Raw genomic sequence first — 19,608 nt, forward strand, 5'->3', positions numbered from 1 at the left:
TTGAAAGGAAAACACAATATGACTGCGATTCTCGTAACTGGTTACAAGAGTTTTGAGCTGGGAATTTTTAAGGATAAGGATGAGCGGATCACTATTATTAAAAAAGCTATAAAAAAAGACCTCACTCGTCTTATTGAAGATGGGGCGGACTGGTTTATTTTAACGGGCAGTTTAGGCTTTGAACTATGGGCTTTAGAGGTTTTAAAAGACTTGAAGAGAGCCTATCCTATCAAAATAGCTACTCTCTTTGATTTTGAAACCCATGGATGCCATTGGAACGAACAAAACCAAGAGAAGCTCACTATTTTTAAAGAGGTTGACTTTGTCAAATATTGCTTTCCAGACTACCAATCCCCTGCCCAATTCAAACAGTACAATCAATTTTTAATAGATAATACTGATGAGGCCTATCTTTTTTATGACAGTGAAAATGAAACAAATCTTAAGTATTTTGTAACGCAATTAAAAGAAAATCCACATTATAGTTTACATTTTTTAACATTTGATCGTTTAAATGAAATAATGGAAGAAGAACAAGGTTAAGTTAATATTGTAACTATTTTTAATGCTTGCTTTTTATCTTTTTTTTCTGTATCATAAATTATGATATCGGAAAAGAGGTATCAATATAGAACTACCGGTCGGAGATAAAAGAATGACAAGTATTATTTATAGTCCAAAGGATATTTTTGAACAAGAATTCAAAACCAGTATGCGTGGTTTTGATAAAAAAGAAGTTGACGAATTTCTAGATAATGTGATTAAGGATTACGAGACTTATATAGCTGAAATTGAAAAGTTGAAAGCTGAAATAGAGCGACTAAAAAAAGAAAGTGCGCATAGGGGGACTGCATTTGCAGAGGAGCGCCATACGATGGGACAACCAACGCGCGTGACCCAAACAGCAACTAATTTTGATATTTTAAAGAGAATTAGTCGTTTAGAAAAGGAAGTTTTCGGCAAACAAATCAGTGAATAATTGATGAATATGCAATTTTTGGATAATCGCGTAGCTTTTTAGGTTATGAGGAAAGTCCATGCTAGCACTGGCTGTGATGCCAGTAGTGTTTGTGCTAGGCGAAAAAATAAGCCTAGGAATGTCTTTGACATTACGGCGAAAAAAAAGGCTACGTCTGATGATATGCCTGAGTATTTCTGAAAGTGCCACAGTGACGCAGTTTCTATGGAAACGTAGGAAATGGAACGCGGTAAACCCCTCAAGCTAGCAACCCAAACTTTGGTCGGGGCATGGGATAGACGGGAAACGAACCTTCTATTCTGACTGTTTACAGTAGACAGATGATTATCGAAGGAAGTAATACCTAGTTATTTCTGGAACAAAACATGGCTTATAGAAAATTGCATAATAGGTTAAGCTAGCACTCGCTAGCTTTTATTTAATTAAAAAGAAAGATTGATATGAAAGAACATTTTAAATTAGTGGCAACAGTGGCAGCAGGATTTGAGTCTGTTGTTGGAAAAGAAGTCAAGTCCTTAGGTTTTGATTGTCAAATTGATAACGGTAAAGTTTATTTTGAAGGGGACATAGAAGCTATTGCTAAAACCAATCTTTGGTTACGAGCAGCTGATCGGATTAAAATTATCGTGGGCCAATTTCCTGCAAGAACTTTTGAAGAATTATTTCAGGGGGTTAATGCTTTAGACTGGGAAAATTATCTACCTTTAGGAGCAAAGTTTCCAATTGCAAAAGCAAAATGCGTCAAGTCAAAATTACATAATGAGCCAAGTGTTCAAGCCATTACTAAAAAAGCTATTGTTAAGAAATTGCAAAAACACTATCATCGTCCTGAGGGAGTCCCACTTCAAGAAATTGGTTCTGAGTTCAAAATTGAAGTAGCCATTCTAAAAGATATAGCAACTATAATGATTGATACAAGTGGGACTAGTCTTTTCAAGCGGGGTTACCGTGTTGGTAAAGGTGGAGCACCAATTAAAGAAAATATGGCCGCAGCGATATTAGAGCTAAGCAATTGGTATCCTGACAAACCATTGGTTGATCCAACTTGTGGTTCGGGAACGTTTTGTATTGAGGCTGCCTTGATTGGTATGAATATTGCCCCAGGATTTAACCGCTCCTTTGCTTTTGAAGAGTGGAGCTGGGTAAATCGAGATATTGTAGAAGGTGTACGAAATCAAGCAGAGGCCTGCGCTAATTATGATGTTAAGTTAGATATCTCGGGCTTCGACATTGATGGTCGCATGATTGAAATTGCTAAAAAGAATGCGGAAGAAGCTGGTTTAGCTGATATTATTACTTTTAAACAAATGCGATTACAAGATTTTAGAACAGCTAAACTCAATGGGGTTATTATTTCTAACCCTCCTTATGGTGAACGGTTGCTTGATGACAAAGCAGTAGACATTTTGTATAATGAAATGGGTCAAACCTTCCAAGCTCTCAAAACTTGGAGTAAATTTATTCTGACAAGTGATGAGGGGTTTGAAAAGAAATATGGCCAGCAAGCAGATAAAAAAAGAAAACTTTATAATGGTACCATGAAAGTTGAACTCTATCAATTTTTTGGTGAACGTGTGAAAAGAAGTCAAATCGTGAGGTAAAAAAGTTGTCAGACGAAAAGCATACTAAGGATATCGAAAAAGATGGTCAAACTTTAGATATTGACCAAGCCAAAAATATGACTGTCGGTGAAGCGGTGCGTAAAGATTCCGAAATAAAAGCTGGCATCACTGACGAAGACAGTGTTTTAGATAAATATATCAAACAACATCGTGAAGAAGTTGCATCCCAAAAATTTGATACAAAACTATCAGAATTGGATGATTTAGATACTGAAACTTTAGATAATTTCATTAAAAAGCAAAGAGAGGAATTAGCACAATCAGGTTTAATTGATCTAGATGAGGCTAATGAGAACACTCATAAACAAGTTATGCCAGAGGAAAATGAGGTTACAGAAAAAGAGGATAGGATTGATCGTCTTGAGCCGACTCCTCTTATTGTTCCTGGTCCAACTGAAAACATTATTGCGCCAAGAGAGTTTGAAGAGCCTCAACATTTTAATGACAAAACCAGTCAACAAAAAGCTTCTAAAAAGAAACTGATATGGATTCTGTTAGCTTTGCTTCTTGTAGTAGCAGGACTGATCTTTGGTCTCAATCTGTTTAAAGGACAAAAATCATCCCAAACCTCAGGTCATTCAACCAGTCAGCAATCCGGCACTGAAGAATCAGCTGCCCAAAAAGCAAAAGCCAATAGCAAGGATTTTAACAGTGAGCTGAAAGCTTTTTATATGGATGCCGAAATGACCAAGCTCAAAAATAATCAATTTTCAAAAATTGATGACTTGGCAAAAAAGTTAGAAAAACTAAAAGATACTGCATATTATGAAGAGGCAAAAGGTAAGTTTGATTTACTGAAAAAACAAATAGATGCTATTCAGGCAGTTAATGCTAAGTTTTCAACAGAAGTCATTAAAGATGGTGAAAAAGTTTCAGCTACCATTAAAACAGGTGCTAACTTTGATGACATCAAAGGCGATATTTTGAAAACAGGCAATGCCTCTTTAGATAAATTATTACAGTCAGCGATTGCCGACGGACGTAAGCAGGTTGAGGAGAAAGCTGCAGCTGAAAAAGAAAAAGCAGCTAAAGAAGCTGAAGCCAAAGCTTCCGCGGGTAACAGTTCGGGACAGGTAGCTGGTAGGGAAAATAATGGTCAAGCAGATGCTGGTGCAGTGGCTGGCTCTGCACCAAATCTATCAACACAAGCTCCTGCTGTTATTTATTCTGGTTCACCTCTAACTCATGTTTCTGGCCTTCAGAGAGATCGTTCACGTGTCCCTTACAATAATGCAGCAATAGCTGACAGTAGTAATCCATCTTGGGCTTTTACCCCAGGTGTGTTAGAAAAAATAATTGCTACTTCTCAAGCGCGTGGTTATTTTTCTGGTAATAATTACTATATAGAACCAGTCAACATCATTAACGGTAACGGCTACTACAATATGTTCAAATCAGATGGCACTTACTTGTTCTCCATCAATTGTAAAACAGGTTATTTTGTTGGTAATGCCAGTGGTCATGCGGACGCTTTAGATTACTAATAACCTTTAATATTGGGAAGAAAAACTTGCCTTATGAGCTGCGCCCCAAAAGTTAGACACAAATCTAACGATTGGGGCGCTTTTTGGATGACATTAAGCTAAGAAGAGAGACTGGAAATTTATCGTTTAAAAAAGACTGGCATCAGTTAGTCTCAAATAAATAGGACATTTGGAGAATCAAAAAGTGATTTAGCAGATACTGTGCAGCCGATGGGTCACTAGCGTGTAGCGGTTAGAGTATGAAAAATTTCTAATAATAGGTAAAAAGGATAACTGAGATGCTAACTTTTGCGACTATTTGTCCATGAAAAAAGAGGCTGGGACAAAAGTCTAAGCTCAAATATAAAAAGCGAACAAGACAGTATTCTGAGTATCAGAAAATGAGTTTTGTTCGCTTTTTGGGTTTCATTTATCAATTGGAAAAATTAATGGCAGGGAATCTCAAAAATTAATATCTTTTTGTCCCAGACTCTTTTTTGGAGTCTTAAACAAGGTGACGCTCAAAGGCATCGTCAGAAATACCTTGATCTAAAATGACTTTTGCCCATTCTTTAGCAGCGAATAAGCTATGGTCTTTATAATTGCCACAAGATTCGATTGTGGTACCAGGAACATCCTCCCAAGTAATCCCTTGAGCGATTTCTTCTAAAGAGGACTTAATCACTAAAGCGATGTCGTTGGCGGTGGGTTGGCCCCACATAATTAAGTGAAAACCTGTACGACAGCCAAATGGAGAACAATCAATCATGCCATCTATCCGTTGACGAATCAGTTTAGCTAATAAATGTTCAATGGTATGAAGTCCGGCTGTTTCAATAGAATTGTGGTTTGGTTGTACGAGACGAACGTCAAAATTGGTAATGATATCTCCTTTAGGTCCTGACTCTTCAGAAATTAAACGAACGTAAGGTGCTTTAACAATAGTGTGATCTAACTCGAAACTTTCGACAATAACGTCTTTTACCATAAAATTCTCCTCTGTATTTTTATTACTATAATACCATAAAATCTTTTATCTTTATAAAGTTTTCAGACTAATTTAAATTGTATAAAAGTACTTTTTATGATAAAATTAATTATGGCTTTCTATAAATGAAAACTAATAAAAATTGAGGTATAAAGATGATTAATATTGTTTTATTAATTGTTTGTGCCCTCATTGGTTTGATAATAGGTTACGCATTAATTTCATTGAAATTAAAAGCAGCGAAAGAAAATGCGGATTTGACTCTTTTGAATGCTGAGCAAGACGCCGTAAATATTAGAGGTAAGGCTGAAGCCGATGCCGATCATATTCGAAAATCAGCAGAGCGTGAAAGTAAGGCTAATCGTAAGGAATTACTTTTAGAAGCAAAAGAAGAGGCAAGAAAATATCGTGAAGAAATTGAACAAGAATTTAAATCTGAAAGACAAGAGTTAAAACAGCTAGAAACACGACTTACTGAGCGTGCCTTTTCTCTTGACCGAAAAGATGACAATTTATCAAGTAAAGAAAAGGTTCTTGATAGTAAAGAACAAAGTCTGACCGATAAATCTAAACATATTGATGAGCGCCAAGCAGAAGTAGAAAAATTAGAGGAAGAGAAAAAAGCTGAATTACAACGTGTTGGAGCAATGACAATTGCTGAAGCGCGCGAAGTTATCTTGATGGAGACAGAGAATAATTTGTCTCATGAAATTGCAACTCGAATTCGTGAAGCAGAGCGTGAAATTAAAGATAAAACCGATAAAACAGCAAAAGATTTATTAGCGCAGGCCATGCAACGTATGGCAGGTGAGTATGTAACAGAACAAACAATCACAAGCGTTCATTTACCAGACGACAATATGAAGGGGCGTATCATTGGTCGTGAGGGGCGGAATATTCGAACACTTGAAAGTTTAACGGGTATTGATGTCATTATTGATGATACTCCTGAAGTTGTTGTCCTTTCTGGCTTTGATCCAATCCGTCGAGAAATCGCTCGGATGACTCTGGAATCCTTGATTGCTGATGGCCGTATTCATCCAGCACGCATTGAAGAGCTCGTTGAAAAGAATCGCCTGGAAATGGATAATCGTATCCGTGAGTATGGTGAAGCAGCAGCTTATGAAATTGGTGCTCCAAACCTTCATCCAGATTTAATTAAAATTATGGGACGTTTACAATTTAGAACCTCTTATGGTCAAAATGTTTTACGCCATTCAGTGGAGGTTGGTAAACTAGCTGGTATTTTAGCTGGCGAACTTGGTGAAAATGTTGCGTTGGCACGTAGAGCAGGATTTTTACACGATATGGGTAAAGCCATTGATCGTGAGGTGGAAGGTAGCCATGTTGAGATTGGAATGGAATTTGCTCGCAAATACAAAGAGCATCCAGTTGTTGTTAATACTATTGCCAGTCACCATGGTGATGTTGAGCCGGAATCTGTTATTGCAGTCATTGTTGCTGCTGCAGATGCCTTAAGTTCTGCCCGTCCGGGTGCTCGTAATGAGTCAATGGAAAATTACATCAAACGCTTGCGAGATTTAGAAGAAATTGCTACTAGCTTTGAAGGTGTTCAAAATAGTTTTGCTTTACAAGCTGGCCGAGAAATTCGCATTATGGTTCAACCTGAAAAAGTTTCAGACGATCAAGTGGTTATTTTGTCTCATAAAGTTCGTGAGAAAATTGAAAATAACTTAGACTACCCAGGTAACATTAAAGTTACAGTTATTCGTGAAATGCGAGCTATTGATTATGCTAAATAATAAAAAGAGGATTTTCCTCTTTTTATTATTTTAAAAAAGATATATCATGCTAATTGTCTTGAAAAAAGAAGGCTATTTTGTTAAACTATTAAAAAGCAATATTTAAGGAGAATAGAATGTCTGAACGTGGTTTGTTGATCGTCTTTTCAGGACCATCTGGAGTAGGTAAAGGGACGGTTAGACAGGAGATTTTCTCGACACCGGATCATAAGTTTGAATATTCGGTTTCAATGACAACTCGTCCACAGAGACCAGGTGAAGTTGATGGCGTTGATTATTTCTTCCGTACACGTGAAGAATTTGAAGAGCTCATAAAAAACGGCCAAATGCTAGAATATGCTGAGTATGTTGGTAACTACTATGGAACTCCCTTAACTTACGTTAATGAAACTTTGGACAAAGGAATTGATGTTTTCCTTGAAATCGAAGTTCAAGGAGCTTTACAAGTGAAAACAAAAGTGCCAGATGGTGTTTTTATTTTCTTAACGCCACCTGACTTAGCTGAATTACAGGATCGTTTGGTTGGTCGAGGAACAGATAGTCAAGAAGTGATTGCGCAGAGGATTGAGAAGGCTAAAGAAGAAATCTCATTAATGCGTGAATACGATTATGCTGTTGTTAATGATTATGTTCCGCTGGCAGCTGAACGAGTGAAGCGCATTATCGAAACTGAACATTTTCGTGTAGAGCGAGTTATTGGGCAATACGACAAAATGATAGCAGAAACAAATGTTATCCGTTAAGATATAGAAAAGAGATGATAAGCATGATGTTAAAACCTTCGATTGATACTTTACTAGACAAAGTACCATCAAAATATTCCCTCGTTATTTTACAAGCTAAAAGAGCACATGAACTAGAAGCAGGTGCAAAAGCTACTCAATCTTTCAAATCGGTCAAATCAACCTTACGGGCATTAGAAGAAATCGAATCTGGAAATGTTGTTATCCACCCAGATCCATCAGCGAAAAGAGCGGCTGTGAGAGCTAAAATTGAAGCTGATCGCCTTGCTAGAGAAGAAGAAGAACGTAAAATTAAAGAGCAGATTGCAAAAGAAAAAGAAGAAGAAGGCGAAAGAATCTAAGGTTAAAAATCTTAGATTTTTTCATATTTTATATCGTATGATGACAATGGAAAGGCACTAGGAATGCAAAAGTTGGCTCAAATTATTGTTGATATCCCTTTAATGCAAACGGATAAGCCATTTACCTATAGGATTCCCGCAGAGTTGCAAGGACTAGTCGCTCTTGGCTCAAGGGTTCATGTTCCCTTTGGTCGTGGCAGTCGATTGGTGCAAGGGTTTGTTGTCGGCTTCACACAAAAAGAAAAAGCAGATTTAAAAAGTATTGTCTCCCTGCTAGATGCTGAGCCGGTTTTGAACTCGGAACAGCTGGCTTTAGCAGATGCTATGCGTGAGACAGTTTTTTCATATAAGGTTAGCCTCCTAAAGGCCATGATTCCCAATCTTTTAAATTCCCATTATGATAAGGAATTAGTTCCGACAGAGACAATTTCAGAAAAAGAGCGCGCTTTTATTTTTGCAGAGAAGTCTAAGGTACTGGCTTCGCAACTTAGCCAAGAACAGGAGAAAATGAGTTTATCTCTGATAAAATTAGGGAAAATCAAGCTGACTTATCTAGCCCAAGACCGTAAGAAAATCAAGAAGGAGAAGTGGTATCAGACCGACTTAGAGGCTTTGCAAAAACACGTTATTTCTAACAGAGCTAAAAAGCGTCAAGCTCTTCAAGCTTTTTTAATAGAGCATCCAGAAAATGGTAAACTTGCAGAGTTACAAAACTCCTTTTCTCGGGATAGTGTCACCTATTTTGTCGAGCATCAGTTATTAAAAATCTATGAGGTTCAAATTAATCGAAGTGATGTTTATTTTGAAGCAGTAGAGGGTAGCCAATTTCTAAAGCTTAATAGTCAACAAGCACGCGCAGTGTCAGAAATAAGTGCAGCTATTGGTCAAGAAAATAAGCCTTTTTTATTGGAAGGGATAACCGGGTCTGGTAAGACAGAAGTTTACTTGCATCTGATTGATCATGTTTTAAAGTTAGGAAAAACAGCAATCGTCTTGGTGCCAGAAATTTCGTTAACTCCTCAAATGACAAGTCGATTTATTTCGCGGTTTGGTAAGTTGGTAGCTATAATGCACTCGGGTTTATCTGATGGTGAAAAATTTGATGAGTGGCAAAAAATAAAAAATGGACAGGCTAAAGTAGTCGTAGGAGCAAGGTCTGCTATTTTTGCCCCGCTAGAAAATATCGGTGCTATCATTATTGATGAAGAACATGAATCTTCTTATAAACAGGAGTCTAACCCACGCTATCACGCTCGCGATGTGGCTTTGTTACGTGCGCAAAAACATCAAGCTGTCTTGGTACTAGGTTCTGCGACACCTAGTATTGAAAGTCGTGCGCGTGCAAGTAAAGGTGTCTATCACTTCATGGAACTGACTCAAAGGGCAAATCCTTATGCACAAATCCCTCAAGTACAAGTAGTTGATTTTCGAGACTATATTGGCAAACAAGCAGTAAGTAACTTTACACCCTATTTAATTGAAAAAATCAAAGATCGTTTGGCTAAAAAAGAACAAGTTGTTCTCATGTTAAATCGTCGGGGTTATTCCAGCTTTATCATGTGTCGTGACTGTGGTTACGTAGATACTTGCCCAAACTGTGATATTTCTCTAACGTTACACATGGATACCAAATCCATGAACTGCCACTATTGTGGATTTCAAAAAGCTATTCCTAAGACTTGTCCAAATTGTCAGAGTTCAAGTATTCGTTACTACGGAACGGGGACACAAAAAGCCTACGATGAGTTATTGCAAGTCTTACCAGAAGCACGCATCTTAAGAATGGATGTTGATACGACTCGCAAAAAAGGGAGTCACGAAAAATTACTCTCAGCTTTTGGTCGGCAAGAGGCTGATATCTTATTGGGAACCCAGATGATTGCTAAGGGTCTTGATTTTCCTAATGTAACACTTGTTGGTGTGCTCAATGCTGACACGTCCCTTAATTTGCCTGATTTTCGTTCCTCGGAAAGAACTTTTCAATTGCTGACACAAGTATCTGGACGTGCTGGACGTGCTGAAAAAGCAGGTGAGGTTCTGATTCAAACCTATAATCCTAACCATTATGCTATTCAATTAGCTAAATCACAAGATTACGAGGCCTTTTATGCTTATGAGATGAAAATGAGACAGAAAATGGCTTACCCCCCCTATTATTTTACAGTCGGCCTAGTCATATCTCACCAAGATGAACAAGAAGTAATCAAGAAAGCTTATCAAGTTATGACGATGTTAAAAGAAGGGCTAACTTCCAATGTAAAAATTTTAGGACCGACCCCTAAGCCCATTGCAAGGACCCACAATCTCTTCCATTATCAAATTATCCTGAAATATCGCTTCGAGGAGAATCTGGGAGACACTTTAAATCATATCCTGGACTGGACACAGCTCAAAGAACAGCGAGAATTAAAAGTCGTTATTGATCATGAACCGCAAAACTTTATGTAGACCAGTATTGAGAAGTGTCTTACCAATTATGATATAATGGTGGGAAAGACAAAGTGAGGAAAAGAATGACAAAAATAATATTTATGGGTACCCCTCAATTTTCAGCAACTGTATTGGAGGGTATTCTTTCAGAAGGTTCTTATGAGGTATTAGCTGTTGTAACTCAACCTGATCGTGCGGTAGGACGTAAAAAAGAAATCCGAATGACACCTGTTAAAGAGCTTGCTTTGAGATATAACCTGTCACTTATTCAGCCTGAAAAATTATCAGGGTCACAAGAACTAGAAGAAATAATAGCACTAGGGGCGGACGGGATCATTACTGCAGCCTTTGGTCAATTCTTACCGAGTAAACTCTTAAATGCCGTTGATTTTGCTCTGAATGTCCATGCTTCTCTCTTGCCCAAATACCGTGGAGGCGCTCCTATCCACTATGCTATTATGAATGGTGAAAAAGAAGCAGGCGTAACCATTATGGAAATGGTTAAAGAAATGGATGCAGGCGATATGGTTGCAAAGGCGAGCATCCCAATTTTAGACACTGATAATGTGGGAACACTTTTTGAAAAACTAGCTGTTATTGGCCGAGATCTGCTTTTGAAAAGTTTACCCCAATACCTTTCAGGCAATTTAAAACCTATTCCACAGGATCACAGTCAAGCAACCTTCTCCCCTAACATTACTGCTGAGCAGGAAAAACTTAATCTTAGCCAACCTGCTCGGCAAATTTTTAACCAAGTACGTGGTATGAATCCGTGGCCGGTGGCGCACACCATTCTTAAGGGCCAGCGCTTTAAAATTTATGAAGCATCTCTTGTAGAAGGACAGGGCCAACCAGGTCAAATTATTGAAAAAACTAAAAAAACCTTGGTTATTGCGACTGGCGATGGAGCCCTTTCTTTACAGACAGTGCAACCAGCAGGAAAACCTAAAATGGCGATTACCGACTTTTTAAATGGCGTTGGTCGAGACTTAAAAGTGGGTGATTATTTTGGCTAATAATTGGAAAACAAAGGCACGTGGAAAAGCCCTGCTAGCAATTGAAGATATTTTTGATAATGGTGCTTATTCAAACATAGCACTCAACAATCAGCTCTCTAATCACTCTGTCCAGGACAAAGATAAGGGCTTAATTACAGAAATTGTGTATGGTACTATTGCCAAAAAGATTACGCTTGAATGGTACTTGTCTCATTATGTGGAGGATCGAGAAAAATTAGACAAGTGGGTATACTATTTGCTCATGCTCAGTCTCTATCAAATGCTTTATCTTGAAAAAATACCTAGTCATGCCATTGTCAACGACGCGGTAGATATTGCTAAGAATCGTGGTTATAAACGAGGAGCAGAAAAATATATTAATGCTATTTTAAGACAGGTATCTGTAGGGAATCTTCCTTCATTAGATAGTATTAAACGCAAAAACAAGCGTTATTCAATTGCATATTCTGTACCAATATGGTTAGTGAAAAAGTTATGTGAGCAATTTGGTGACGATAGGGCAATTGCTATTATGGAAAGTCTCTCTTTTCATAGCAAAGCCAGTATCCGTGTGACTAATTCACAACGTTTTGATGAAGTTAGAGATTATCTAGAAGCACAGACATCAGCATTAGCGCCGACAGCTTTAACTAAAACAACTGGCCATTTTGCTAGTCATGCTTACTTTCAAGAGGGACTTATCACTATTCAAGATGAAACTAGTCAATTAGTAGCACCAACTCTAGCTATTAAAGGAGACGAAAATGTCCTTGATGCCTGCAGTGCGCCTGGTGGGAAAACTTGTCACCTGGCTTCTTATTTAACAACTGGTAAAATCACAGCCTTAGATATTCATGAGCACAAGCTTACCTTGGTAAGGCAAAATGCTGAGCGTTTAGGCGTTTTGGATAAAATTGAAACGAGAGCTCTAGATGCTCGTAAGGTTCACGAGGTATTTGCAAACGACTCTTTTGATAAGATTCTAGTGGATGCTCCTTGCTCAGGTATTGGTTTGATTAGACGTAAACCGGATATAAAATACAATAAAGATGGTCAAGATTTGACAGCTTTACAAAACCTGCAATTGGAGATATTGTCTAGTGTTTGTCAAACAATACGAAAAGGTGGTATAATAACCTATAGCACTTGCACTATTTTTGATGAGGAAAATTTTCAAGTTATTGAAAAATTTCTTGAAAGTCATTCTAATTTTGAACAAGTAAAACTTAAGCATACACAAGCTGATATTGTGAAAGATGGGTGTATTCTTGTCACTCCTGAACAGTATCAAACGGACGGTTTCTTTATCAGCCAAGTCCGAAGAATCTTGTAGTATTTAGGAGGAGACTGACTTAGTCAGAAGAGACATATATGAAGATTTCATTAATAACAGATATTGGGCAAAAACGCTCAAATAATCAAGATTTCATCAATAAATTTGATAATAAAAAGGGAATTACCTTAGTTGTTTTAGCTGATGGTATGGGCGGTCATAGAGCTGGAAATATTGCAAGTGAAATGACTGTAACAGATCTTGGAAAAGAGTGGGTTCAAACTGAATTGACGGAACTAAGTCAGATTAGAGATTGGTTGTTAACCACTATTGAATCTGAAAACAAACGTATCTATGACATGGGACAAAATGAAGATTATAAAGGTATGGGAACGACTGTAGAAGCAGTTGTTCTTGTAGATAATACTGCTATCTTTGCGCATGTTGGAGATTCGCGGATTGGTTTAGTAAAAAACGGAGAATATCATTTATTAACTAGTGATCATTCATTAGTCAATGAATTGGTTAAGGCCGGTCAAATCACCGAAGAAGAAGCAACTGGCCATCCCCAGAAAAATATCATCACTCAATCTATTGGACAAGCTTCGCCAGTTGAGACAGATTTGGGAGTTAAAGTATTAGAGAAAGATGATTATCTAGTTATCAATTCAGATGGTCTAACTAATATGGTTAGCAATGCTGAGATTGTGGAAATAATTTCTAAAGATATCAGCCTTGAAGCAAAAAATCAAGAACTTGTCTCCTTAGCCAACCTTCGTGGAGGCTTAGACAATATCACAATCGCTTTGGTGCATAACGAAAGTGAGGATAAGGAATGATACAGATTGGCAAATTATTTGCTGGTCGATATCGCATATTAAAATCTATTGGCCGTGGAGGCATGGCAGATGTTTATTTAGCTAATGACTTAATTCTAGATAATGAAGACGTGGCAATAAAGGTATTGCGTACTAATTATCAAACGGATCAAGTTGCTGTCGCACGTTTCCAAAGGGAAGCAAGAGCGATGGCTGAGCTGAATCATCCTAATATCGTAGCTATTAGAGATATAGGCGAAGAAGACGGGCAGCAATTTTTAGTAATGGAATATGTTGATGGTGCTGATCTTAAGAAGTTCATTCAAGACAATGCACCTTTGACTAATAATCAAGTCGTTCGGATTATGGAAGAGGTCTTGTCAGCAATGACTTTAGCCCATCAAAAAGGAATTGTCCATAGGGATTTAAAGCCGCAGAACATTCTTTTAACTAAAGAAGGTGTTGTCAAAGTCACAGACTTTGGTATTGCTGTTGCTTTTGCCGAAACCAGCTTAACACAGACTAATTCCATGTTAGGAAGTGTTCATTATTTATCGCCTGAGCAGGCACGTGGCTCAAAAGCAACCATCCAAAGTGATATCTATGCAATGGGAATCATGCTATATGAAATGTTAACTGGTCACATTCCCTACGATGGGGATAGTGCGGTAACGATTGCTTTACAACATTTCCAAAAGCCACTCCCTTCCATTGTGGATGAGAATCCCAGTGTGCCACAAGCTTTAGAAAATGTTGTTATTAAAGCTACTGCTAAAAAATTGAGTGACCGTTATGCAACGACTTTTGAGATGAGCAGAGATTTAATGACAGCCTTGAGTTATAACCGTAGTCGTGAAAAGAAGTTGATTTTTGATGACGGTGAGAACACAAGACCTTTACCCAAAGTGACGCCTACGCCTAATACCAACCCTAAAACAAGCTCTAAGGAACCAATAGCTTCTACTAAAGCACCGCAAGCTTCAGAACAGCTTAAAAAGCCGAAAAAAGAGAAAAAACGAGGACGTTTCTTAGGAACTCTTTTCAAAATTTTATTTGCTTTATTTGTGGTTGGTGTAGCTATCTTTACTTTCTTAATTTTAACCAAACCTTCTAATGTTAAAGTTCCTAACCTAAGTGGTAGAGATTTACAGACTGCTAAAGCAGATTTACAAGCCCTAGGTTTAAAAGTTGGCAATGTTGAGCAGGCACCAAGCGAGGACGTTCCAGAAGGGAAAGTTATTGAAACGAATCCGATCGCAGGAACAACAAAGCGTGAAGGGTCTAAAGTAGATATTTTAGTTTCCAAAGGAAGCAGCGGCTTTAAAGTCAAGGATTATGTAGGTGATGATTACCAAAAAGCTATGGAAGATTTAATGACTACCTACGGTTTAAAACGTAAACAAATAAGTATCAAACGCGTCATAAAAGATGACTATAATAAGCAAGACATTGTCTTGAGCCAGACTCCAAATAAGGGCTACTTTAACCCAAATGGGAAAACAAAGTTCACTTTAACGGTTGCAACTACAGAAATAATTGGGATGCCGCAACTTATTGGGATGACTTACAAAGATGCTAAACTCTTGCTTGAAGAGAAAGGGATTGATTTAAATCGTGTTAAAGTTTACCAGATGAATCCGGATGGTACTACGACCCCGGTTGAACCAAACTCTGATACCTTAATAGCTTATCAAAATCCTCTCCTTAATGGGCAGGTTTCACTGACGGATACAGGAGAAATTAGTCTCTATATTAATAGTGACAGCAAACATGTTCCTTCGTCAAGTAGTTCAAGTTCATCAAGTACAGAGACTAGCTCTGAGTCTAGCACTAGTTCAAGTTCTTCTAGTTCAAACTCCTCTTCGGAGTCAAGTTCTGGATCTAGCTCAACTAGTACTTCAACGAGTACCTCGACATCCACAACGAGTTCAAATACAGTTCAGTAGATAGAAAAAAGCATCTGATGCAATAGTGTCAGGTGTTTTTTGGTTGCCTATATGACAAAAAGTGAAATTCTCCCGTTTTTTTGATAAAATGTCAAAGAAGTGGAAGGAGTTCAATGAAAAAATTTCAATTCTTTTTATTAGTTGAGTGTATGCTTTTAGCCATGGGAATTATGACCATTTTGGCAAATAATGTAACTAGTTTTATTTTTATCTTAGTTATTATTTTATTAGCATTACGGTTTTATAATCAAGATAGTCGCAATAATTTTTTGTTAACAGTGAGTCTGCTACTACTTTTCTTGATTTTTATGTTAAATCCCTATATTATTCTTGCGGTTTTATTTGGCATTATTTATATTTTTATTAACCATTTTTCACAAGTCAAAAAGAAAAATCGTTATGCCTTAATCCGTTTTAGTGAAGATGGTATCGATGTTAAGCAAACCAAACATCAATGGATTGGTTCAGCGGCTTACGAGAGTGATTACTATGCCTTTGATGATGTCAACATCATACGTGTTAGTGGCAATGATACAATTGATTTGACGAATGTTATTGTAACTGGTCAAGATAATGTAATCATGATTCGAAAAGTCTTTGGTAATACAAAAATTTTAGTTCCAATAGATGTTGCAGTGACCTTAGAAGTAGCTTCCATTTATGCAACCATTTCTTTTTTAAAGACTCATGAATATGATTTGCGTAATGAATCCATAAAGTTAGGCTGTGATAAAAACGCAGATAGTCTTAAAAAAGTTAAGATTATTGTCAATACCATTGCAGGTAATGTGGAGGTGAGTAGACGATGAAAAAACGCTATTATCTACTTATTTGGCTCTATTCAACTATTACCATCTTAGCCATTGTTTTTGTCGTCATGGATAATTTGGGCTTAGATTTGAACTACTTGCGTTTAAATATCTGGCGGGCAGAAAAACTTTTTTTCTCGGTTTTATTACTCATCGTATCAGTGACACTACTGTTATTGCTTCTTTGGATTACATTAGATGATCTTAGTAAGAGAAGCATTAATCAGAATTTGCGTCGTATTATAGATAACAAGCAACTGAAACTAGAAGAAACATCAGAAACAAATACAAACCTAATCCGACTTTCAAAAAAAATGTTCCACATGACCAATAGTTTACAAAAAAAAGAAAGTACTTATATTTTAGATAGTCAAAATATTGTACATCGTGAACGTAAACGGATTGCGCGTGATTTGCATGATACTGTAAGTCAAGAATTATTTGCATCCTCTATGATCCTTTCGGGAATATCTATGAGTATAGATGACTTGGAAAAAGAAGAATTAAATACACAAATACAAACAGTTGAAGCAATGTTGCAAAATGCTCAAAAAGATTTAAGGGTCTTGTTATTGCATTTACGTCCTACGGAATTAGCAAATCGTACCTTAACCGAAGGAATCCAGATGATTCTTAAAGAGCTGACAGATAAGAGTGATATCGAAATTGTTTATAAAGAAAATATAACATCACTACCAAAAGCTATGGAGGATAATCTCTTTAGAATTGCACAAGAATTTATAAGTAATACTCTAAAACACGCTAAAGCTAGTCGCATTGAATTATATCTCAATCAAAGTAAAAACGAAGTACAATTGAAAATGGTTGATAATGGTGTGGGCTTTGATATGGATGAAGTTCGTAATCTAAGTTATGGCTTAAAAAATATAGAAGATCGGATTGATGACTTTGCAGGATCACTTAATGTCATTAGTGAACGTGGTAAAGGTGTCTCAATGGATATACGACTACCATTGGTGACGGAGGGAAAAAATGGATAATATTAAGGTAATTTTAGTTGATGATCATGAAATGGTGCGTTTAGGATTAAAAAGTTTTTTAAATATGCAAAAAGACATCACTGTGGTTGCCGAAGCTTCAAATGGACGACAAGGGGTTAAGCTGGCACTTGAGATACAACCTGATGTGGTGGTGATGGACCTTGTCATGCCAGAATTAGACGGAGTGGAAGCTACACTTGAAATTTTACAGAAATGGTCAGAAGCTAAGATTTTGGTACTGACATCTTATTTAGATAATGAAAAAATCTATCCTGTTATTGAAGCAGGAGCAAAAGGTTACATGCTAAAGACTTCAAGTGCTGCTGAAATACTCAATGCCATTCGTAAAGTGGCTAAAGGACAGTTGGCAATTGAAACAGAAGTTGATAAAAAGATTAAAGCTCATAATCAACATCCTGACTTACATGAGGAATTGACAGCACGTGAATACGATATCTTATACCTTTTAGCTAAGGGTTATGACAATCAAACCATTGCAGATGAACTCTTCATATCCTTGAAGACAGTTAAGACCCATGTGTCCAATATTTTATCTAAGCTTGAAGTTGATGATCGGACGCAAGCAGTAGTCTACGCTTTCCGACACCACTTAGTGCCACAAGACGACAATTAGTGGTATAATGGTATCTGTTAACGGAGGGAAAAGATGGACGCAAAAACGAAATATAAAGCAAAGAAAATTAAAATGGTTTTCTTTGATATTGATGATACCCTAAGAATAAAAGATACTGGCTATATGCCAGAAACGATTCAAAAAATCTTTAAAGAGCTAAAAGCAAAGGGAATTCTTACTGGCATTGCCTCAGGTCGTGCACGATACGGTGTTCCTCAAGAAGTTCAAGATTTACATGCTGATTATTGTGTTAAGTTAAATGGGGCTTATGCTAAAGATGATCAGAAAAATATTATCTTTCAGGCACCCATTCCTGATGAAGTAGTCATGAGATTTAAAGAATGGGCTAACGCTGTAGGAATCAACTATGGAATGGCCGGTCGCCATCAAGCTGTATTATCAGAAAGAAATGACTTAGTCAGTAAGGCCATTGATCCTGTCTATGCCGATTTAGACGTTTGTCCCGATTTTAATGAAAAACATGATATCTACCAAATGTGGACCTTTGAAGACCAAGGAGATGCTTTGCAATTACCTGAGGATTTAGCTCAATATCTACGGTTGGTTAGATGGCATGATAACTCATCAGATGTGGTATTAAAGGGAACATCAAAAGCATTAGGTGTTTCAAAAGTAGTTGATCATCTCGGTTTGAAGCCTGAAAATATTCTAGTTTTTGGGGATGAGTTAAACGATTTAGAATTATTTGATTATGCTGGAATCAGTATTGCGATGGGGATATCCCATCCTTTATTGCAAGAAAAAGCTGATTTTGTTACAAAAAAAGTAGAAGAAAACGGCATTTTATATGCTTTGGAGGAATTAGGTTTGATTGAAAAAGAATTACATTTTCCACAAATAAGTTTAGATACTGTCCAAGGACCAAAAGCTATTATTAAAACGAATCACGGTGATTTGCAGGTACAACTCTTTCCTGAACACGCTCCTAAAACAGTGGCTAATTTTATCGGTCTTGCAAAAGAAGGTTATTATGATGGTGTTATTTTCCACCGTATTATTCCCGACTTTATGATTCAAGGTGGAGACCCAACGGGAACAGGAATGGGAGGGCAGTCTATCTATGGAGATAGCTTTGAAGATGAATTTTCAGATGAGCTTTATAATCTTCGTGGTGCTCTTTCGATGGCAAATGCTGGTCCAAATACTAATGGCAGTCAATTCTTTATTGTTCAAAACAAGAAAATTCCATATGCTCAAAAAGAATTAGAACGGGGTGGTTGGCCGGCGCCTATTGCAGCTTCTTATGCTGAAAATGGAGGAACCCCTCATCTAGATAGACGACATACTGTCTTTGGTCAATTGGTTGATCAAGCTTCATACGACGTATTGGATATCATAGCGGCTGTTGAAACCGGTTTACATGATAAACCTAAAGAAGATGTGGTTATTGAGACAATTGAGGTTTTAGATTAATGAAAATAGGCGACAAATTTCATGGGACTATTACAGGAATCAAACCCTATGGTGCTTTTGTTGCCCTAGATAATGGGACAACAGGTCTCATCCATATTTCAGAAATTAAAACAGGCTATATTGACAATATTCATGACATACTAGCAGTGGGTGATAGGGTTGATGTACAAGTCGTTGATTATGATGAATTTAATCAAAAAGTTAGCCTTTCCATAAGAACATTGGAGGAAGAAAAACACCAATTATCACATCGCCATCGTTTCTCAAATAGTCGGTTAAAAATAGGCTTTAAACCATTAGCTGCTAACTTGGATACTTGGATAAAAGAAGGCTTAGAACATTTTAAGCATTAAAAATAGGTACCTT

The 19,608-nt window shown here is 37.2% G+C and carries 18 protein-coding genes and 1 other RNA gene; 18 read left to right on the top strand and 1 reads right to left on the bottom strand.

The genetic code is table 11. The features are described from left to right. Positions 1–18: 18 nt before the first annotated feature. The 5 genes from STRPS_RS06705 (at position 19) to STRPS_RS06725 (ending at position 4,085) form a co-directional block, all read left to right on the top strand. A complete protein-coding gene (locus STRPS_RS06705; protein ID WP_007894550.1) occupies positions 19–543 on the top strand; it encodes an SLOG family protein in 525 nt (174 codons plus the stop codon). A gap of 112 nt (positions 544–655) precedes the next feature. Next, positions 656–979 carry a cell division regulator GpsB gene (gene gpsB, locus STRPS_RS06710; RefSeq protein WP_007894532.1) on the top strand — a complete coding sequence of 108 codons (324 nt, stop codon included), beginning with the start codon at positions 656–658 and terminating at the stop codon, positions 977–979. A 14-nt stretch (positions 980–993) separates the two neighbouring features. Further along, positions 994–1,357: RNase P RNA component class B (gene rnpB / locus STRPS_RS10430), an RNA gene on the top strand. Between the two features lie 62 nt (positions 1,358–1,419). Continuing rightward, on the top strand, positions 1,420–2,580 hold the full coding sequence (locus STRPS_RS06720; RefSeq protein WP_007896537.1) for a THUMP domain-containing class I SAM-dependent RNA methyltransferase: 1,161 nt from the start codon (positions 1,420–1,422) through the stop codon (positions 2,578–2,580). A 5-nt stretch (positions 2,581–2,585) separates the two neighbouring features. Next, a complete protein-coding gene (locus tag STRPS_RS06725) occupies positions 2,586–4,085 on the top strand; it encodes a cell division site-positioning protein MapZ family protein (RefSeq protein WP_007894535.1) in 1,500 nt (499 codons plus the stop codon). Between the two features lie 484 nt (positions 4,086–4,569). On the opposite strand, the gene STRPS_RS06730 is transcribed toward STRPS_RS06725, so the two are convergent. After that, complete coding sequence (locus tag STRPS_RS06730) at positions 4,570–5,052, bottom strand: S-ribosylhomocysteine lyase (RefSeq protein WP_007892967.1); 483 nt, start codon at positions 5,050–5,052, stop codon at positions 4,570–4,572. A 155-nt stretch (positions 5,053–5,207) separates the two neighbouring features. Between STRPS_RS06730 and STRPS_RS06735 the strand changes: the two genes are divergently transcribed. The 13 genes from STRPS_RS06735 to STRPS_RS06795 all read left to right on the top strand — a co-directional run bounded on the left by STRPS_RS06735 (position 5,208) and on the right by STRPS_RS06795 (position 19,595). Then, a complete protein-coding gene (locus STRPS_RS06735; RefSeq protein ID WP_007892954.1) occupies positions 5,208–6,815 on the top strand; it encodes a ribonuclease Y in 1,608 nt (535 codons plus the stop codon). A gap of 116 nt (positions 6,816–6,931) precedes the next feature. Further along, the gene (gmk, locus tag STRPS_RS06740; RefSeq protein ID WP_007892971.1) at positions 6,932–7,558 is read left to right on the top strand and encodes a guanylate kinase; all 627 of its coding nucleotides are present in this window, start codon (positions 6,932–6,934) and stop codon (positions 7,556–7,558) included. Between the two features lie 23 nt (positions 7,559–7,581). Continuing rightward, complete coding sequence (gene rpoZ, locus STRPS_RS06745; RefSeq protein WP_007892975.1) at positions 7,582–7,899, top strand: DNA-directed RNA polymerase subunit omega; 318 nt, start codon at positions 7,582–7,584, stop codon at positions 7,897–7,899. Between the two features lie 63 nt (positions 7,900–7,962). Then, entirely contained in the window at positions 7,963–10,347 is a 2,385-nt protein-coding gene (locus STRPS_RS06750) for a primosomal protein N' (RefSeq protein ID WP_007892965.1), read from the top strand. Positions 10,348–10,412: 65 nt separating this feature from the next. Then, entirely contained in the window at positions 10,413–11,345 is a 933-nt protein-coding gene (fmt, locus tag STRPS_RS06755; RefSeq protein WP_007892970.1) for a methionyl-tRNA formyltransferase, read from the top strand. After that, positions 11,338–12,660, top strand: a complete 1,323-nt coding sequence (gene rsmB / locus STRPS_RS06760; RefSeq protein WP_007892980.1) for a 16S rRNA (cytosine(967)-C(5))-methyltransferase RsmB — start codon at positions 11,338–11,340, stop codon at positions 12,658–12,660. The genes fmt and rsmB overlap by 8 nt, the downstream gene beginning before the upstream one ends. Positions 12,661–12,698: 38 nt before the next feature. Further along, positions 12,699–13,439 carry a Stp1/IreP family PP2C-type Ser/Thr phosphatase gene (locus STRPS_RS06765; protein ID WP_007892963.1) on the top strand — a complete coding sequence of 247 codons (741 nt, stop codon included), beginning with the start codon at positions 12,699–12,701 and terminating at the stop codon, positions 13,437–13,439. Continuing rightward, positions 13,436–15,364, top strand: a complete 1,929-nt coding sequence (gene pknB / locus STRPS_RS06770; protein ID WP_007892968.1) for a Stk1 family PASTA domain-containing Ser/Thr kinase — start codon at positions 13,436–13,438, stop codon at positions 15,362–15,364. The genes STRPS_RS06765 and pknB overlap by 4 nt, the downstream gene beginning before the upstream one ends. Positions 15,365–15,477: 113 nt before the next feature. Then, positions 15,478–16,173, top strand: a complete 696-nt coding sequence (liaF, locus tag STRPS_RS06775) for a cell wall-active antibiotics response protein LiaF (protein ID WP_007892966.1) — start codon at positions 15,478–15,480, stop codon at positions 16,171–16,173. Further along, positions 16,170–17,174 carry an envelope stress sensor histidine kinase LiaS gene (locus STRPS_RS06780; RefSeq protein ID WP_007896177.1) on the top strand — a complete coding sequence of 335 codons (1,005 nt, stop codon included), beginning with the start codon at positions 16,170–16,172 and terminating at the stop codon, positions 17,172–17,174. Before liaF ends, STRPS_RS06780 begins: the two co-directional genes overlap by 4 nt. After that, entirely contained in the window at positions 17,167–17,808 is a 642-nt protein-coding gene (locus tag STRPS_RS06785) for a response regulator transcription factor (protein ID WP_007892962.1), read from the top strand. Before STRPS_RS06780 ends, STRPS_RS06785 begins: the two co-directional genes overlap by 8 nt. 33 nt (positions 17,809–17,841) lie before the next feature. After that, complete coding sequence (locus STRPS_RS06790; RefSeq protein WP_007892964.1) at positions 17,842–19,242, top strand: bifunctional Cof-type HAD-IIB family hydrolase/peptidylprolyl isomerase; 1,401 nt, start codon at positions 17,842–17,844, stop codon at positions 19,240–19,242. Beyond that, complete coding sequence (locus tag STRPS_RS06795) at positions 19,242–19,595, top strand: S1 RNA-binding domain-containing protein (protein WP_007892969.1); 354 nt, start codon at positions 19,242–19,244, stop codon at positions 19,593–19,595. Before STRPS_RS06790 ends, STRPS_RS06795 begins: the two co-directional genes overlap by 1 nt. Positions 19,596–19,608 lie beyond the last annotated feature (13 nt).

The organism is Streptococcus pseudoporcinus LQ 940-04 (assembly GCF_000188035.1).
Taxonomy (GTDB): Bacteria; Bacillota; Bacilli; order Lactobacillales; family Streptococcaceae; genus Streptococcus; species Streptococcus pseudoporcinus.

Bases quoted from the DNA above. Each gene is read 5' to 3' on its own strand.
- STRPS_RS06705 (WP_007894550.1), top strand. From the start codon at position 19: ATGACTGCGATTCTCGTAACTGGTTACAAGAGTTTTGAGCTGGGAATT.
- gpsB (WP_007894532.1), top strand. From the start codon at position 656: ATGACAAGTATTATTTATAGTCCAAAGGATATTTTTGAACAAGAATTC.
- STRPS_RS06720 (WP_007896537.1), top strand. From the start codon at position 1,420: ATGAAAGAACATTTTAAATTAGTGGCAACAGTGGCAGCAGGATTTGAG.
- STRPS_RS06730 (WP_007892967.1), bottom strand. From the start codon at position 5,052: ATGGTAAAAGACGTTATTGTCGAAAGTTTCGAGTTAGATCACACTATT.
- STRPS_RS06735 (WP_007892954.1), top strand. From the start codon at position 5,208: ATGATTAATATTGTTTTATTAATTGTTTGTGCCCTCATTGGTTTGATA.
- gmk (WP_007892971.1), top strand. From the start codon at position 6,932: ATGTCTGAACGTGGTTTGTTGATCGTCTTTTCAGGACCATCTGGAGTA.
- rpoZ (WP_007892975.1), top strand. From the start codon at position 7,582: ATGATGTTAAAACCTTCGATTGATACTTTACTAGACAAAGTACCATCA.
- STRPS_RS06750 (WP_007892965.1), top strand. From the start codon at position 7,963: ATGCAAAAGTTGGCTCAAATTATTGTTGATATCCCTTTAATGCAAACG.
- fmt (WP_007892970.1), top strand. From the start codon at position 10,413: ATGACAAAAATAATATTTATGGGTACCCCTCAATTTTCAGCAACTGTA.
- STRPS_RS06765 (WP_007892963.1), top strand. From the start codon at position 12,699: ATGAAGATTTCATTAATAACAGATATTGGGCAAAAACGCTCAAATAAT.
- pknB (WP_007892968.1), top strand. From the start codon at position 13,436: ATGATACAGATTGGCAAATTATTTGCTGGTCGATATCGCATATTAAAA.
- liaF (WP_007892966.1), top strand. From the start codon at position 15,478: ATGAAAAAATTTCAATTCTTTTTATTAGTTGAGTGTATGCTTTTAGCC.
- STRPS_RS06780 (WP_007896177.1), top strand. From the start codon at position 16,170: ATGAAAAAACGCTATTATCTACTTATTTGGCTCTATTCAACTATTACC.
- STRPS_RS06785 (WP_007892962.1), top strand. From the start codon at position 17,167: ATGGATAATATTAAGGTAATTTTAGTTGATGATCATGAAATGGTGCGT.
- STRPS_RS06790 (WP_007892964.1), top strand. From the start codon at position 17,842: ATGGACGCAAAAACGAAATATAAAGCAAAGAAAATTAAAATGGTTTTC.
- STRPS_RS06795 (WP_007892969.1), top strand. From the start codon at position 19,242: ATGAAAATAGGCGACAAATTTCATGGGACTATTACAGGAATCAAACCC.